This is a genomic window from Rhodococcus yunnanensis NBRC 103083 (assembly GCF_001895005.1).
GTDB lineage: Bacteria > Actinomycetota > Actinomycetes > Mycobacteriales > Mycobacteriaceae > Rhodococcoides > Rhodococcoides yunnanense.
On sequence record NZ_BCXH01000001.1, the window covers coordinates 329,651 to 345,448 of the forward strand.

A 15,798-nucleotide genomic window follows, 5' to 3' on the forward strand; every position below is an offset into this window, starting at 1 on the left:
CGCCGATACGTCGGGGAAGATCAGCCCGCAGCTTTCTCCTGCTGCTCGACCTTGTTGAGGTTCGCCGATCCCGATGACTCCAACGAGTTCAATTGCTCGATGGCCAGTCGCGCGAACACCTGTTGTTCCGTGGACGCCATCTGCGCGCGTCCGCGACCGAGGAACGTCACGAACCACGAGATGACCGTCGTGATGCGGCTTCGGTAACCGACGAGGTAGTAGAGGTGCAACGCCAACCACATGACCCACGCGATGAAGCCACCGAATTCGAGCTTTCCGACCTTGGCCACGGCATTGAAGCGCGACACCGTCGCCATCGAACCCTTGTCGAAGTACTTGAACGGCTGACGCTGCGTGGGATCACTGCCGGCGAGCGATGCCTTGATCTGCTTCGCCGCGTAGTTGGCACCCTGAATGGCACCCTGCGCCATTCCCGGTACGTCCTTGACCAACATCAGGTCACCGACGACGAATACGTTGGGGTGGCCCTTGATGGTCAGATCCGGCTCGACGATGACGCGACCGGCGCGATCGGTCTCCGACTCCGACTGTTCGGCCAATTGCTTTCCGAGCGGGCTGCCCTGCACGCCCGCGGACCACACCTTGCACTGCGCTTCGATCCGCCGCAGGGTGCCGTCCTTCTCCTTGACGGTGAGACCGTCGTTGTCCACGTCGGTGACCATCGCGTTGAGCTGAATCTCGACGCCGAGCTTCTCGAGCCGTTCGGCGGCCTTTCTGCCCAACTTCTCGCCCATGGGGGGCAGTACCGCGGGCGCCGCATCGAGAAGAATCACGCGGGCGTCGCGTGGGTCGATGTTGCGGAACGCACCGTCGAGGGTTCGGTCGGCGAGCTCGGCGATCTGTCCTGCCAACTCGACACCGGTCGGACCGGCGCCGACAACGACGAACGTCATCAGACGGTCGCGCTCTTCCTGGTCGTCGGACAGCTCGGCCTGCTCGAAGGCGCCGAGGATTCTGCCGCGGAGCTCGAGCGCGTCGTCGATCGTCTTCATTCCGGGCGCGAATTCGGCGAAGTGGTCGTTGCCGAAGTAGGACTGCTGGGCGCCCGCAGCAACGATCAAACTGTCGAAAGGCGTCACGGTGACGCGTTCGAGCAATTTGGATGTCACCGTCTTGGCGGCGAGGTCGATGTTGAGAACCTCACCCATCAGGACCTCGGCGTTCTTCTGCTTGCGCAGGATCACTCGCGTCGTTGGCGCGATCTCACCGACGGACAGAATGCCGGTGGCCACCTGGTACAACAGCGGCTGGAAGAGGTGATGGGTGGTCTTGGCGACGAGTGTGATGTCGACGTCGGCCTTCTTCAGTGCCTTGACGCCGAAAAGACCTCCGAATCCGGAACCGATGACAACGACGTGATGACGCTTCGATTCGACCGGTTGGATGCTCATTACCTGCTCCCTAGAGATTGAGATGTCGGTACAACGGTAGCCGCCATCGATTCAGGCGTCTCCGCAAGGTTCCCATGTGGAGGCCTCGGTCGCGCTTCGATCCTTCGCGCACAGGGGCTGACCTGCAGTACCTACTCACGGTGTGTCAGCGGTAACCGTGAGCGCCGCCCTTGATCGCTTCTTGATCGCTTCAGAAGCGCGGTCGGTTTCACCCGTCGCGACGGTTCCGAGCAAAGTCTGGTTTTTCCCCGTCCGGAGGTTCATACTCTGACCATGTTCGAGATAAGTGTTACCTCCGGTAACCTCAACATGTCCGTCGATACCCTTGCCGCCGAGGGAGGGGGAGCGGCTCTCGACCAGGTTTTCGGGATGAGTGCAGCCGCCGGGGTCATCTCGGCGGGGCTTCTCTACCTCGCATTTCTGCACCGTACGCGCAGAATCACCTGGTTGGGCCGCCTCGCGGATTTCGCCGGATCCAAGGCGAACCTCCCCGGTTGGGCCGCATTGCCCCTCGTCTTGTTCATCTCGACGATCCTGACGGCGTTCCTCGGGTTCATCTGGGATGTGAGCCTGCATATCGGCCGCGGCCGGGACGAGGGCCCCTTGGCCAACCCCGCCCACTACTTCATCCTCGTGGGCTTGTTCTTCCTGTTCATCGCGGGTGCTCTGGCGATGATCCTGCCGCTGGACGAGAAGCCCGGGCGGGCGGCTGTCAAGCTGACCAGAACCTGGTACGTACCGACGGGCGGCATCCTCATCGCGGGTGCAGGCCTCTACGCCCTCATCGGGTTCCCGCTCGACGACATCTGGCATCGGATGTTCGGGCAGGACGTCACCCTGTGGGGGCCGACGCATCTGATGCTGATCGGCGGAGCCGGATTGTCGTTGGTCGGAGTGATTCTGCTCGAACACGAGGGACGCATTTCGATGGGTTCCGCCGCGGACGGACCTGATCCTCGGTGGCACAAGAGCCCGATACTCACGTGGGTGATCCGAGGTTCGGCCTTCGGTGGTCTGCTGATCGGTCTGTCGGTGTTCCAGATCGAGTTCGACTTCGGCGTCGAGCAGTTCCAGTTGATCTTTCAGCCGATGCTCATCGTGGGCGCCGGTGCCTTCGCTCTGGTAGCCGCACGCCTCATGGTCGGTCCGGGCGCCGCACTGTTCGCGGTGGGTTTCGCGGCGGTGATCCGCGAGATCACCGCGATCGTCGTCGGACCGATTCTGGGCGAACCGCACAACGTGTTCGCGCTGTACCTGGGCGCAGCCGTCGTCGTCGAAGCGATCGCGCTCACGCCACTCGCCAAACGCAGACTGCTGTTCGGTGCGGTGGCAGGGCTCGCGGTCGGAACGATCGGAGTCTGGCTCGAATCGCTGTGGATCGACGCGGTCTACGTCTTTCCATGGACGACGAGCATGTGGGTCGACACACTGTGGATGACCGTCCCCGTCGGCGTCACCACAGGTCTCTGCGCCGGCCTGTTCGCGCAGGCCCTCAGCGGTGACGGCCTCCCGCGGCCGGCGCTGCGCCGCAGCGTCGTGCTGGCCATGATCGTGGCTCTCGGAGCCACCGTCGCCAACGGTCTGACTTTCGACGTCCCCTCCGATGCCACGGCCTCGGTTCGTCTGGCGGAGGCAGGGCAGGTCGACGGGTTCCGCATGGTGACAGCAGAAGTCACCGTGGATCCAGCCGATCTGGTCGGCGACGACCCCGAGTGGGTCGCCATCCTCGCGTGGCAGGGCGGCGGGGCGAGCTTGCGAGGGTTGGTCGTCGACCAACTGGAGCGAACAGGTCCGGGAACATACCGATCGACCAGGCCCGTTCCCGTCGACGGCTCATGGAAGACGGTCCTGCGTGTGCACGACGGCCGGACACTGACTGCGGCACCGATCTTCATGGCAGCAGATCCTGGGATCGGCGCGGCCGAGGTATCCGCAGAGCCCGCATTCACGCGTGGTCTCGTCTCGGAAATCACACTGCTTCAACGTGAACGGAGCTTCGACCATCCGACGTGGCTCTTCGCCGTTGCATCGCTGACGGTGCTCGTGTGCACGCTTCTGCTCGTGTGGGCGTTGTCGTGGGGAACGGTCCGGATCAGTTCGGTCACTCCTCGACATGCATTGCGGAACCGCCGATCCACGTCGACGCCGAGTCGGATATGAGCATGCCTGCGGACACCGTGTACCTGGCCGACCACTCGGTCGTACTTGCTCTGCCCGCCCTGATCCCTGCATTCGTGATCGTGGCCGTCGTGCTGTTCGTCGTCGGCCGGGATCGTCGGGCGGAGCGGCGCGAGAACGACGAGGAGGACTCATGAGAGCCGGGGCCCACCTGGCGGTGATCATCACTGCTGCGCTTGCTCTTTCGGTTGCGTGCTCCACAGAGCCGAACGCGGCGGACACAACCATCACCGACAGTGTCGCCAGTCCTGCATCGGAAGATCTCTCCGAACCCTCCGGGCTGACTGTCGACGTACGGATCGAGAACGGATCGGTCACGCCCACGAACGTGCGGTACGACGCATCGGTGGGCGAGGAGATCACGGTCACCGTCGACAGCGACACCTCGGACGAGCTGCACGTTCACTCTGTCCCCGAGCACTCTTTCGAGATCGAGGCCGCCGAGGGGCAGTCCTTCGAATTCACCGTCGAGGTTCCGGGCCAGGTGGCACTCGAGCTCCATCATGCGGACCGCACGATCGCCACACTTGTAGTCAGGCCGTGATTCTTGCCCACGGGCTAGGAGGATCTACCGATCTGCCACTCCCGGTCACCTTCGTTCTGATCGGGGGAGCGTGGGCGCTGTCCATCTCGTTCGCAGTCCTGATCCTCGCCTGGCGAACCCCCCGTCTCGACCCGACGCATTTCTGGGTTCGATTGCCGAGCAGCATCACTCGGACTGTCGATGCCTGCGCAACTCGCGCGGCCGTGCGCACGGCGGCGCTGGCATTCGCCGCGTTCGTCGTCTGGGTCGCGATCAGCGGCCCACAGAACGCCTCCAACGCGTTGCCCGGTGTGTTCTACGTCCTCGTCTGGGTCGGTGTGCCTGTCGCGTCGGCGGTGCTCGGTCCGGTCTGGCGGATCGTATCTCCGGTCAGGACGGTGCACGCGGCGGTGTGCAGGTCGATCGCCCGCGACCCCTCGCGGTCAGTGACGAAGTATCCGCGGTGGTTGGGCGCATGGCCCGCCGCCGCCGGTCTGTTTGCCTTCGTGTGGCTGGAGCTGGCCGCGGCCGATCCCGGTTCCATGACCGCCATCCGACTCTGGTGCTGCGGCTACCTCGTGGTGATGTTCGTCGGAGCGGCAGTGTTCGGCGACGTCTGGTTCACCAATGCCGACCCGTTCGAAAGATACAGCGACACCGTCTCGACTCTGGCGGTATTGGCACGTAACCGAACCGATCGCTCCCTCGTTCTTCGAAATCCCTTGGACGGCTTACCTTCGCTGCCCACGCTTCCCGGCGCCGTCGCGGTGGTTGCAGTGCTACTGGGGTCCACAGCATTCGACAGCGCTTCGCAACTTCCGGCGTGGCGCAACCTCGTCGACGACATGGCGTCGAACAGCGTGGCGAGCATGGTGTGGCGCACTGCGGGGTTGTCCGTTCTCATCGGTTTCGTGGGCGCCTCGTTCTGGTTGTGCGCTCGGGCCACAGGCGGCGTGGATGCCGAGCAACGCAGGCGATTGCCAGGGCACCTGGTCCATTCTCTGGTGCCGATCGTTTTCGGATACGTCCTCGCGCATTATCTGACCTACCTCGTGGAAAAAGGCCAGGCAACCATCCTCCTGTTGTTGGATCCGCTCGATCGGGGATGGAACCTGCTCGGCCAGCAGAGCTGGGAAGTGACTTACGCGCTGTCCGAGCATCCTGGTGTCGTCTCGTCCATCAAGGTCCTGTGCGTCCTGGCCGGACACGTCCTCGGGGTGGCGGCTGCCCATGACGCATCCCTTCGTCTGCTGCCCCGCGGACATCAGTTGACCGGTCAACTGGCACTGATGGTGTTGATGGTCGGGTTCACTTTCGGCGGCCTGTTCTTGCTTTTCGGGGGCTGACCGAGGCGACGATCGCGTCACTGGACCCGACATTTCAAATGGGAAGACTTCCTAATGTCCGGATAAATGCTTGACATTAGGCTGTGATGTGGATTACATATTGATCGCTACATCGATTGATTCACCACCGGCCATCCTCGGTCCGGCGTCGAGAAAGAGAATTGATGACACTTCACACGAGTCGCGGTACAGGCAATCCGGGAACGATCCGCCGGCTGCGCTCAGGCGCCGTCATCGGTTTGGCGCTGTGCGCCACCGTGGCCGCCGGTTGTTCCAGTACGGGCGGCGCACCCGAGTCCACGGGGGGCGGCTCCAACGCGGGTACGGCAGACACACCGCGTGCAACGATCGCCATGATCACTCACGAAGTACCCGGTGACACCTTCTGGGACCTGATCAGGAAGGGCGCAGAGGCCGCTGCAGCGAAGGACAACATCGAACTGCGGTACTCCTCGGACCCGGAGGCCCCGAACCAGGCCAACCTGGTGCAGAGCGCCATCGACTCCAAGGTCGACGGAATTGCACTCACCCTGGCCAAGCCCGACGCCATGGCGCCGGCAGTGGAAGCGGCGACAGCAGCAGGAGTGCCAGTAGTGGCGTTCAACTCCGGCTACGACTCGTGGAAGGCGCAGGGCGTTCAGCAGTACTTCGGCCAGGACGAGGTGATCGCAGGCGAGGCAGCAGGAGCTCGACTCACCCAGGATGGAGCGAAGAAGACGCTCTGCATCATCCAGGAGCAAGGCCAGGTCGCGCTCGAGTCTCGCTGCGCGGGCGTGACCAAGGGGTTCACCGGTGGAAGCACCGAGATCCTGAACGTCAACAGCAAGGACATGCCGTCCGTCGAGGCAACGATCACCGCGAAGCTCCAGCAGGATCCGAGCATCGACCACATCGTCGCTCTCGGTGCGCCGATCGCACTCACCGCTGTGCAGTCGAAGGCCAATGCCGGTAGCGACGCTACGGTCGTCACCTTCGACACCAACTCCGCTCTTGTCGATGCAATCAAGTCCGGCGACGTCGAATGGGCAATCGATCAGCAGCCCTACCTCCAGGGTTACCTGGCCGTCGATTCACTGTGGCTGTACCTGAACAACGGAAACACCATCGGTGGCGGCACGCCGGTTCTGACCGGCCCTGCGTTCATCGACTCGTCCAATATCGACGCCATTGCCGAGTACGCCAAGAACGGAACTCGCTAGGACTGCGGTCTGCCCGACCTGTCTCGGGCCGGGCAGACTGCCTCCAGCACGGAAGGATTTCTCATGAGTACGCAGGCCGATCTGGATCTGTCCAAGCACACCGTTGTCACCGATGAACGAGTCCGCAAGCAGAAGCCGTTTCAGCGGCTGCTGGTCCGGCCCGAGATCGGCGCCCTGTTCGGCGCGATCGTCATCTTCGTCTTCTTCTGCATCGTCGCACCACCGTTCCGGTCGCCTGAGGCTCTCGCCACCGTCCTCTACGCGTCGTCCACTATCGGCATCATGGCCATCGGCGTCTCGCTGTTGATGATCGGCGGCGAATTCGATCTGTCCACCGGCGTTGCGGTCACCTTCTCCTCGATCATGGCGTCGATGATTGCCTACAACCTGCACCTGAACGTCTGGCTCGGTTCCGCGCTGGCGTTGGTGTTGGCGCTCGCGGTCGGGTTCTTCAACGGCTATCTGGTGATGAAGACCAAGATTCCGTCGTTCCTGATCACGCTGTCTTCGTTCTTGATGCTCACCGGTATCAATCTCGCTGTCACCAAGCTCGTCACCGGCCAGGTAGCCACCCCCTCGATCTCGGACATGCAAGGGTTCGATTCGGCGAAGAAAGTCTTCGCGTCCTCGTTCGTCATCGGCGGCGTGTCCATCCGCATCACAGTCCTGTGGTGGCTGCTCTTCACCGCAATCTCCACGTGGGTGTTGATGAAGACCCGGATCGGTAACTGGATCTTCGCAGTCGGCGGCAACCAGGATTCGGCACGTGCCATCGGTGTACCCGTCACCAAGGTCAAGATCGGGTTGTTCATGTTCGTCGGGTTCTGCGCCTGGTTCGTCGGCATGCACCTGCTGTTCGCGTTCAACACTGTCCAGTCGGGGCAGGGCGTCGGTAACGAGTTCCTCTACATCATCGCCGCCGTCATCGGAGGCTGCCTGCTCACCGGTGGTTTCGGTACGACCGTCGGCGCCATGATCGGTGCCTTCATCTTCGGCATGGCCAACCAGGGCATCGTCTACGCCGGTTGGAATCCCGACTGGTTCAAGTTCTTCCTCGGCGCGATGCTGCTGTTCGCCGTCATTGCCAACAATTCATTCCGTACCTACGCAGCGAAAAGGTGACCCGAGATGACCACTCATGCTGAAACTCCGGTCGAACCCGCACCTTCCGGCGGCGGCAGTACACCCCTCATCGAACTGAAGAACGTCGGTAAGTCGTATGGCAACATCATCGCCCTTTCCGGTATCAACCTCCGCGTCGGCGCAGGCGAAGTCACCGGCGTCCTCGGTGACAACGGTGCAGGCAAGTCGACCCTGATCAAGATCATGGCCGGTCTGCACCAGCAGACCGAAGGGGAGCTTCTCGTCGACGGCGTCGACACCCGGTTCGATTCACCGAAGGACGCCCTCTCCAAGGGCATCGCCACGGTCTATCAGGACCTCGCGGTCGTGGCCCTGATGCCGGTGTGGCGGAACTTCTTTCTCGGGCAGGAACTGCGCAAGGGCGGCTTGTTCAAGTCGTTGGATGTCAACGCCATGCGCGCGACGACCATCGAAGAACTCCACAAGATGGGCATCGACCTCCCCGACGTCGACGCACCTATCGGCTCGCTGTCCGGCGGCCAGCGCCAATGTGTTGCGATCGCCCGTGCGATCTTCTTCGGTGCCCGCGTGCTGATCCTGGACGAGCCGACAGCCGCGTTGGGCGTCAAGCAGTCCGGAATGGTGCTGCGGTACATCTCCGCTGCCAAGGAGCAGGGCTTCGGGGTTGTGTTCATCACCCACAATCCGCATCACGCATACATGGTCGGGGATCACTTCGTTCTCCTCAACCGTGGTCGGCAGAAACTCGACTGCACGTACGACGACATCAGCCTCGACGACCTCACCAAGGAGATGGCGGGTGGGGACGAGCTGGAAACCCTCACCCACGAGCTGCGTCGCTAGCGCACTGTCGCCCGTGTGCTCGGTCGCCACGGCCACCGAGCACACGGGCGCGAACCGCACGACCGACATGGGTGCGAACCGCACGACCGACATGGGTGCGAACCGCACGTCGATCCGGTAATGACAGACTCGACCGATGACGTCATACCCCGTTCTCGACCTGACCCCCGACGAGCTTCTGACCACGACTCGGACGGTACGCAAACGCCTCGACACGACCCGCGAGGTTCCCCTCGAGTTGATTCGCGAATGTCTCGAGGTCGCGCTGCAAGCACCGTCGGGCTCCAACCGTCAGGGATGGCAGTGGATGGTCGTCACCGAACCCGCACTGCGCGCCCGCATCGGCGACATCTATCGCGAGGAGGTCGAGAAGTATTTGGCATCTCAGGCGTCGGCAGCCAAGCAGTTCGTCGACGATCCGGACCGTGGGCCTGTACAGCGACGGATCGGCAACAGTGTGGCATGGCTCGGCGAGCACATGGGTGAGGTTCCCGTACTGGTGATTCCGTGCATTCGCGGTGGCGTCGAACTTCCGGCGGGCAACCAGGCAGGACTGTGGGGCTCGATTCTTCCGGCAGCATGGAGCTACTCCCTTGCCGCTCGGGCTCGCGGTCTTGGTACTGCATGGACCACGTTGCATCTCTCGCGAGAAGCCGAGGTAGCCGAGTTGCTCGGGATTCCGGAGGGCTTTCATCAGGCCGCCCTACTTCCCACGGCCTACTTCACGGGCGAGACGTTCAAGCCCGCACCGCGTGAACCCCTCGACTCGGTATTGCACGTCGACAGATGGTGACCGAGCAGTCAGCCTCGGGCGCGTCGAGCCAACTCGACAGTCGCCGGACGTAGTCCTCCGACACTGTCGATCGGTTCGGCGTAGCCCACTCGAGTCACGGCCTTTCCGCGGGGCGTGACCACGCTGAGGTCGAGGCCGTAGCGGTCGGCGGACGAACACGAGACCTCGGTTGCATCCGGGTAGCCGCCGAGGTTTCGTGCCATCGCCAGCAGCGAATCCGCGTGGTCACCGTTGAGATGTGCCACCGCGTCCGCCGCGTGCGGCGAAACCGGGTCAGGAGACGCGGACGCATAGTCTGCGCCTGCTGCCGAGTCCATCCGGCCGTAGCCACCGACCCACCTGACTCTGTCCACCCGAAGTATCCACACGGTGAAGTCGCTGTAGTCGATGTAGTACTTCGCAGCGGGCACGGCCGCGATGTGCGCCGTGCGGGCAGCGAAGAGCTCATCGCCGACAGGTCGGTCCACGGTGCCCGCCAACGTCACCCGAGATGTCGCCAGAGGGTCCGATACGGATGCGGGGGAGACGATCGACAGACTCGCCCGTGGGTCGTGCGACAGGTTGCGACCGTGCTCGGCCATCCGTGAGACACACAGGACGGGAGAGCCGCCGACCAGTCCGTACGTCACGTAGGACGCCCACGGATCCCCGTCGGCCGTCAGACTCGCAAGAGTCGCGATGTTGGTCGAAGCCACCACAGTCCGAGCTTCCTCCGCCGGCGTGGGTCGAGGTACCGATGCAAGATCGATGAGTGGCTCGGGTACGGATGGGGCGTCACCGGGGTCGCCGTGATCGAGTGCCATGCGCGAAGTCTACGGAGTCGGTCAGGACGACGAGTCGTTGCGTCGCTCGGGTCATGGCGACATATCGGTCGACGGCACCGGCGAGCCCGGTTCCGAACTTCTCCGGTGCAACGAGAACCACGAGGTCGAACTCGAGGCCCTTCGCCGATTCCGGCGTCAGTGATCGAATACGCGCAGTCGGTTCGAACGTGGAATCTCCTATGACGCAGGCCGTTCCATCGACCCCTTCGGCGAGCCAATCCTTCAGTATTCGATCGAGGTCCGATCGAACCCCGTGGACGACGGCTCGCCCGCTCGAGCGCACGGACACCGGAACGTTCGCATCGGGCAGCATTTCGCGAATGACCGGCTCCGCAGCGCCCATCACTTCCTCGGGTGTTCGGTAGTTGACGGTCAGCGACGCGACCTCGATGCGGTCCAGGCCCAGCCGCGTCAATCTTTGTTCCCAGGTCTCGGCGAATCCGAGTCGGGCCTGGGCCCGATCTCCGACGATCGTGAAGCTGCGGGAAGGGCACCGAAGCAACAACATCTGCCATTCGGCGTCGGTCAACTCCTGAGCCTCGTCGACGACGATATGCGCGAATGGACCGGCAAGCAGGTCCGGATCGGGGTGCGCGAGCACAGAATCGTCGTCCAGGGCGTTGCGTAGATCGTCTCCACGCAACATGGACATCACGAGAAGCTCGGAATCGTCGGTCGCGATCAGATCTTCGACGACTCGGGCCATCTGCGCACGCTCGACCTCGACAGCTGCCTTGTTTCTACGGTCGCGTCGTGCGATTTCGGGGTCGCCGAGACGCGCTCGCGCCGCGTCGAGCAGGGGCAGATCGGACAGTGTCCACTGCGTCGGCGCGGGACGTTGCAACTTCTCGATCTGCGCGGGGGTCAGCCACGGAGCGCATTTTCGTAGATAAGCAGGCACAGTCCACAGGTCTGCCACGAGGTCAGCGGCGTCGATCAGGATCCACGCATCGTCGAGCTGCAGGCGTAGTTCCTCGTTCTGTACCAACGAATTTCGAAGCAGGTGTGCTGGGGCATCGCCGTCGTACTTGTCCATGAGGATCATGACGAGCACGTCACGAATCTGTTCTCGTGCCTCGTTGTGCGGGGTTCCCTGTTCTGGAGCAGCGAAGGCCTCGGACCAGTCGGAGGGGCTGAGCCAGATGTCCGCCCATTCGGTCTCGACGGTCATTCCCTGTCCGGGCGGTTCCTCGTAGAACCTCACTCCCGCTTCGATTGCCTTCACGAGATCCGCCGATGCCTTCAGCCGAGCGACCTCCGGATCGGACTCTTCGCGCGCCGAAGCGCCTTCGGCGACGAGATCCCGCAGAGTGCACAGGTGCACGCTTTCCTCTCCGAGACGTGGAAGAACATCCGCGACATAGGCCAAATACGGGTCGTGGGGGCCCACGAACAGCACACCGTGGCGCAGCCGAGGATCCGAGTAGAGCAGATATGCCGCGCGATGCAGGGCGACGACTGTCTTGCCGGTCCCCGGTCCGCCGTCGACGACGAGAGCACCAGCCGATCCAGCACGAATGATCGCATCCTGATCCGATTGGATGGTGCCCAGAACGTCTCGCATGGTCGTCGACCGGCTGGCGCCCAGGCTGGCGATGAACGCAGACTGATCGTCGAGGGCAGCTCTCTCGAGTTCACCGTCGCCGTCGAGCTCGCTCGCGTCGAACACCTCGTCCCAGTAGTCGCTGATTCGTCCGTTCGTCCAGCGATACCGGCGCCTTCGGGCAAGTCCCATCGGATGCCCGTGCGTTGCCCCGAAGAAGGGCTCTGCCGCGGGGGAGCGCCAGTCGACCAGCAGCTGATTTCCTGCACTGTCCAGCAACCCCAGGCGCCCGATGTAGACAGGCTGCCGATCATCCGATCCGATGGTGTGCCCCAGGCACAGGTCCAGTCCGAAACGGCGGAGAGTACGGATGCGGGCTTCGAGGCGGTGCACTTCCATGTCTCGCTCGAGTGCCTGCTGTCCCAGCTCGACGGGGGCGGTGCGGGCGGCGTCGAGACGGTGACGCAATTCGGCGATGGAGTCCGCGAGTGTGCTCTCGACTGTGGTGAAGAAGGACTCGTCGCGGGCAATCAGCACCGGATCGGCCTTGTGGCGAAGGCGCTCGGGTAGATCGAAGGTGCTCCTGATATCCGAATGCACGGCACCCAGCTCCGAGTCGAGATGTCCGATTGTGGATTCTGACATTGCATCACTCTCGTTCCTGCTGGTCGTGGCGTCGGCACACGAGTATGAGGGACAGACGGGGTCTTGCCACAAGACCCGGTGTCGGATATAAGTTGAAAGGGGAACAGGGGATGGACTAGTCGACTTCCGGTTCACTGCGCTGCGCTGACTGAGTCCACGGGAGATCATCGAGAGTCGAAAATGCCTGGGGGAGAGGCGTCGTCATGGTTCATCCAAAACGGCCGAGATATCTCGATTCACCATTTACCCCTCGTATAGTCAAGTTCGCATCCAAGGCGCAGGCATTTGTGTATCGAACGACGGGCGGGCGCGTTGGGGGTCAGTGGCGATTGAAAAGCGCGTTCAGGAAACCCGTGCCGATATTGCTTCTCGAACACACCGGAAGGAAATCGGGCCGTAAGTTCACCACACCGCTGGCGTACGTACGGCAAGCCGAAGATATCGTGGTTGCCGCGTCGCAGGGCGGTGCGGCAGAGAATCCACAGTGGTACCGAAATCTCCGCGCGCACCCAGAAGCTCGTGTACAGATCGGCACCGAGTACGTCGCGGTTGTGGCTCGCGTTGCCGAAGCCTCGGAACGAACAGACCTGTGGTCCATGCTGGTGACTGCCTACTCCGGATTCGCGGACTATCAATCCTGGACGGACCGAGAGATTCCTGTGGTGGTACTCGAGCAGGATCGGCGTTCCGACCCGAAGTCCTGATGTGGTGAGTCGGTCACTTGCCGAGATGGGTCGGGAACTATCCTCCAGTGATAAATTCTCGGACCGTAACTCTCTGTCAATCAGTGAAATTCGCGTGACGAATGTCGCCGTTGCTCCGATGTTCAGCAACACGGCCGTCCAACGGGCCGGCGAGATCGACGTAACGGCACTGTCGGTTGTGCAGATGTAGCTGTCGGGTTTCGATCCGATTCACCAGGGGGCTTCGATGAATCCAGCAACGCGTGATCACCAGGTCGAATTGCTGCGCTCGGACGTCGCGGCCTGGAATGTTCTTCGTTCAGTGAGCGCGCCGAGCGTGATGCTCGTCGATGCCGATCTTGCCGGCGCTTACCTCGCAGGCGCCGACCTCTCCGGTGTTGATCTCACAGGAGCGGATCTGTCGGGATGCACCTTGACCGACGTGAACCTGAGAGGCGCCACTCTCACTTCGGCCGAGTTGGTAGGCGCGGACTTGTCGCGAGCCGATCTGTCTGGCGTCCGAGCGCACGACGCCAATCTCACGCGTGCATACCTCACCCGCGCTGATATCCGAGCTACCGACCTTACGATGGCGTTCTTGATATCGACCTACCTCGGGCACGCGAACCTCGCCGGCGCCGATCTGTCGGGAGCGAACATGACCGGCGCCTACCTCGGCGACGCAGATCTGACCCGCTCCAACTTGACCGATGCGTGTCTGCGCAAAGCCAACCTGGTGGGAGCGAAGATGACAGCCGCCGTCCTCGACGGTGCCGATCTCACCGATGTCACTCTTCCGAACGGTACTACGACCGACTGAGCCCAGCACTCGTCATCTCGGATGGTTCGGTGTCCGAAATTGCTGTGCGACAAGCCATGACATGAAACTTCCGCTTATGCTGTCATCGGCGAGGTGGTCACGCTGGTATTCAGCTCGAGGGAGGAACATGGTCGCGTACGCGGACAGACACGAGATACGGGTCCCCGCAGGATGGACCGCAATCGACTTCGCCGGGCAGGTCCTGGGCCGCGCGCCGAGGTGGCTGACGGGCCTTGTGGATCTGCGAGACAAAATAGTGAGCCGGTTTGGGTTTGCCACCCAACCCGGCCGTTCGCGGACACCGGACATTGCGGTTGGCGGGACGGCAGGCCCGTTCATATTCTCCGACGTGACTTCCGCCGCCGTACGCGGGGGGAACAGCGACAGCCGGATCGTATTCGGGTCGACGTTCCGCATCGACAAGCGGGCGGGGCTTTCCTACGGAGTGTTGGAGACCGAGACGCACAGCAAGGATCGTGTCGGCGCGGTGTATTTGACTCTGATCTGGCCGGTACACAGATTGCTGATGGCTGGCGTATTGCGCTCGAGTATGTCGGACGTCCACTGGGACGCGTCGAAGGCACCGCTTTCACAGTCACCGCGACACAACTGACCCCAGCGGACACATACGGAGTCGCGGACTACTCGCGCATGCTGGTCACCCTCGGATCACGGCGCAGGGCCTGGGTGTATCGGGCCGCGCCGCCCACCTGACTGCTGCCACGCCGTGGCGCAACGCATCGTCGAAACCACGAATTGCGGTAGACACAGTCCGATCCGCCCGCGTTCGCGGACACGTTCGCGCAGCGAGGATTCGCCCATTAACGTTCGGTACTGATCCATCAGCACCCCTCGACGGAACAGGAACGCTCATGCGGCTATCTACACGTAATCAACTCACCGGTGTCATCACCGACGTCACCCTGGGCAGTGTCATGGCGACGGTGAAGGTCAAGCTCGACGGCGGAGAGCAGACGGTCACCTCCTCGATCACCAGAGAAGCCGCGGTCGAACTCGGCCTCGAAGCCGGCCAAGCGGCCACTGTGTTCGTCAAGTCGACCGAGGTCACCATCGGTGTCGAATAAAACTCTGTTGCTTGGTTTTTCAATGGCCTAGGTCGAGAAGCTCTTCGTGGAATCCGCCGATGTCGCGGCTGCGGTCGACAAGATGTATCTCGAGGATCCAGTGGCAGACGCGCCCAGAATGATCGAGTCGGCGCATCGGCTGATCGCTACCGGGGGCGATGTACGACCCGATCTCTGCGCCGGCGATCTTCTCGTGGGGAAATTCACCGACCAGATGCCCGGCTATGGCACCCCCGAACTCCCACCCCGACTGCTGGGCCAGTTCGACGACTGCTGCGTAGAGCTGCTCACCGGTGATGTCGGGGTGCGCCTCGAAGTAGGCACGGCCGGCATCGAAGACCGTCGGTAATCCATCGCGCAGGCGACGTTTGACCGGATCGTCACCGAGGACGAAGGTGCGACCGAAGTCCGCTTCCCACTGCTCGAAGATGGGCCCGAAGTCGCAGAAGACGATATCGTCGTCGGCGATGGTGCGATTCGGTGGATTCTCGCGATATGGCTGCAACGTGTTGATGCCGCTGCGGACGATGCGCTTGTGCCAGAACTTGGTGGTCCCGAACATCTCGGATGCGAGGTCGCGAATCTCGTCGCTGACCTGTTTTTCCTGTGCACCAGCGCGGATCAGTCCACGGTCGGTGATCGCATCGAACAACTCGACCGCCTTGTCCTGCGCGTCGAGCAGTTTCGTGACGCGGATGTCTTCGCTCTCCACACTCACAACCATTCCCAGAATCTAGCAAAAGTTCTGGGTGACTCCCGGACTCGTCGTGGCAGAGGTAGATGGGTAGAACGGGTCTGAC

General features: G+C 62.7%; 16 protein-coding genes. 12 read left to right on the forward strand and 4 right to left on the reverse strand.

Going from position 1 to position 15,798, the window contains the following annotated elements; translation table 11 throughout:
- Positions 1-20: 20 nt before the first annotated feature.
- The gene (locus tag RY1_RS01535) at positions 21-1,412 is read right to left on the reverse strand and encodes an NAD(P)/FAD-dependent oxidoreductase (protein ID WP_072801748.1); all 1,392 of its coding nucleotides are present in this window, start codon (positions 1,410-1,412) and stop codon (positions 21-23) included.
- 273 nt (positions 1,413-1,685) lie between these two features.
- Between RY1_RS01535 and RY1_RS01540 the strand changes: the two genes are divergently transcribed.
- The 8 genes from RY1_RS01540 to RY1_RS01570 all read left to right on the forward strand — a co-directional run bounded on the left by RY1_RS01540 (position 1,686) and on the right by RY1_RS01570 (position 9,398).
- Positions 1,686-3,572 (forward strand): hypothetical protein, encoded by a 1,887-nt coding sequence (locus RY1_RS01540; protein WP_072801749.1) that lies wholly within the window; start codon positions 1,686-1,688, stop codon positions 3,570-3,572.
- Positions 3,573-3,574: 2 nt separating this feature from the next.
- The gene (locus RY1_RS30035) at positions 3,575-3,727 is read left to right on the forward strand and encodes a hypothetical protein (RefSeq protein WP_169914525.1); all 153 of its coding nucleotides are present in this window, start codon (positions 3,575-3,577) and stop codon (positions 3,725-3,727) included.
- A complete protein-coding gene (locus tag RY1_RS01545; protein WP_072801750.1) occupies positions 3,724-4,134 on the forward strand; it encodes a hypothetical protein in 411 nt (136 codons plus the stop codon). The genes RY1_RS30035 and RY1_RS01545 overlap by 4 nt, the downstream gene beginning before the upstream one ends.
- Positions 4,131-5,459, forward strand: a complete 1,329-nt coding sequence (locus RY1_RS01550; RefSeq protein WP_072801751.1) for a hypothetical protein — start codon at positions 4,131-4,133, stop codon at positions 5,457-5,459. Before RY1_RS01545 ends, RY1_RS01550 begins: the two co-directional genes overlap by 4 nt.
- A gap of 164 nt (positions 5,460-5,623) precedes the next feature.
- Positions 5,624-6,658 carry a substrate-binding domain-containing protein gene (locus RY1_RS01555; RefSeq protein WP_072801752.1) on the forward strand — a complete coding sequence of 345 codons (1,035 nt, stop codon included), beginning with the start codon at positions 5,624-5,626 and terminating at the stop codon, positions 6,656-6,658.
- Between the two features lie 63 nt (positions 6,659-6,721).
- On the forward strand, positions 6,722-7,780 hold the full coding sequence (locus RY1_RS01560) for an ABC transporter permease (RefSeq protein WP_072801753.1): 1,059 nt from the start codon (positions 6,722-6,724) through the stop codon (positions 7,778-7,780).
- Between the two features lie 6 nt (positions 7,781-7,786).
- Positions 7,787-8,605 (forward strand): ATP-binding cassette domain-containing protein, encoded by an 819-nt coding sequence (locus tag RY1_RS01565; protein WP_072801754.1) that lies wholly within the window; start codon positions 7,787-7,789, stop codon positions 8,603-8,605.
- A gap of 136 nt (positions 8,606-8,741) precedes the next feature.
- Positions 8,742-9,398 (forward strand): nitroreductase family protein, encoded by a 657-nt coding sequence (locus RY1_RS01570; protein ID WP_072801755.1) that lies wholly within the window; start codon positions 8,742-8,744, stop codon positions 9,396-9,398.
- Positions 9,399-9,406: 8 nt separating this feature from the next.
- On the opposite strand, the gene RY1_RS01575 is transcribed toward RY1_RS01570, so the two are convergent.
- On the reverse strand, positions 9,407-10,201 hold the full coding sequence (locus RY1_RS01575; RefSeq protein ID WP_072801756.1) for a HugZ family pyridoxamine 5'-phosphate oxidase: 795 nt from the start codon (positions 10,199-10,201) through the stop codon (positions 9,407-9,409).
- Positions 10,173-12,410 (reverse strand): RNA polymerase recycling motor ATPase HelR, encoded by a 2,238-nt coding sequence (helR, locus tag RY1_RS01580; RefSeq protein WP_084727113.1) that lies wholly within the window; start codon positions 12,408-12,410, stop codon positions 10,173-10,175. The genes RY1_RS01575 and helR overlap by 29 nt, the downstream gene beginning before the upstream one ends.
- 203 nt (positions 12,411-12,613) lie before the next feature.
- On the opposite strand from helR, the gene RY1_RS01585 reads away from it, so the two are divergent.
- The 4 genes from RY1_RS01585 to RY1_RS01600 all read left to right on the forward strand — a co-directional run bounded on the left by RY1_RS01585 (position 12,614) and on the right by RY1_RS01600 (position 14,998).
- Positions 12,614-13,114: a nitroreductase family deazaflavin-dependent oxidoreductase gene (locus RY1_RS01585; RefSeq protein WP_072801757.1), complete on the forward strand. Its 501-nt coding sequence runs from the start codon at positions 12,614-12,616 to the stop codon at positions 13,112-13,114.
- 226 nt (positions 13,115-13,340) lie between these two features.
- The gene (locus RY1_RS01590; RefSeq protein ID WP_072801758.1) at positions 13,341-13,913 is read left to right on the forward strand and encodes a pentapeptide repeat-containing protein; all 573 of its coding nucleotides are present in this window, start codon (positions 13,341-13,343) and stop codon (positions 13,911-13,913) included.
- Positions 13,914-14,040: 127 nt separating this feature from the next.
- The gene (locus RY1_RS01595) at positions 14,041-14,526 is read left to right on the forward strand and encodes a DUF2867 domain-containing protein (RefSeq protein WP_072801759.1); all 486 of its coding nucleotides are present in this window, start codon (positions 14,041-14,043) and stop codon (positions 14,524-14,526) included.
- Between the two features lie 259 nt (positions 14,527-14,785).
- Complete coding sequence (locus tag RY1_RS01600; RefSeq protein WP_072801760.1) at positions 14,786-14,998, forward strand: TOBE domain-containing protein; 213 nt, start codon at positions 14,786-14,788, stop codon at positions 14,996-14,998.
- A 19-nt stretch (positions 14,999-15,017) separates the two neighbouring features.
- On the opposite strand, the gene RY1_RS01605 is transcribed toward RY1_RS01600, so the two are convergent.
- Entirely contained in the window at positions 15,018-15,722 is a 705-nt protein-coding gene (locus RY1_RS01605; protein WP_072801761.1) for a M24 family metallopeptidase, read from the reverse strand.
- Positions 15,723-15,798 lie beyond the last annotated feature (76 nt).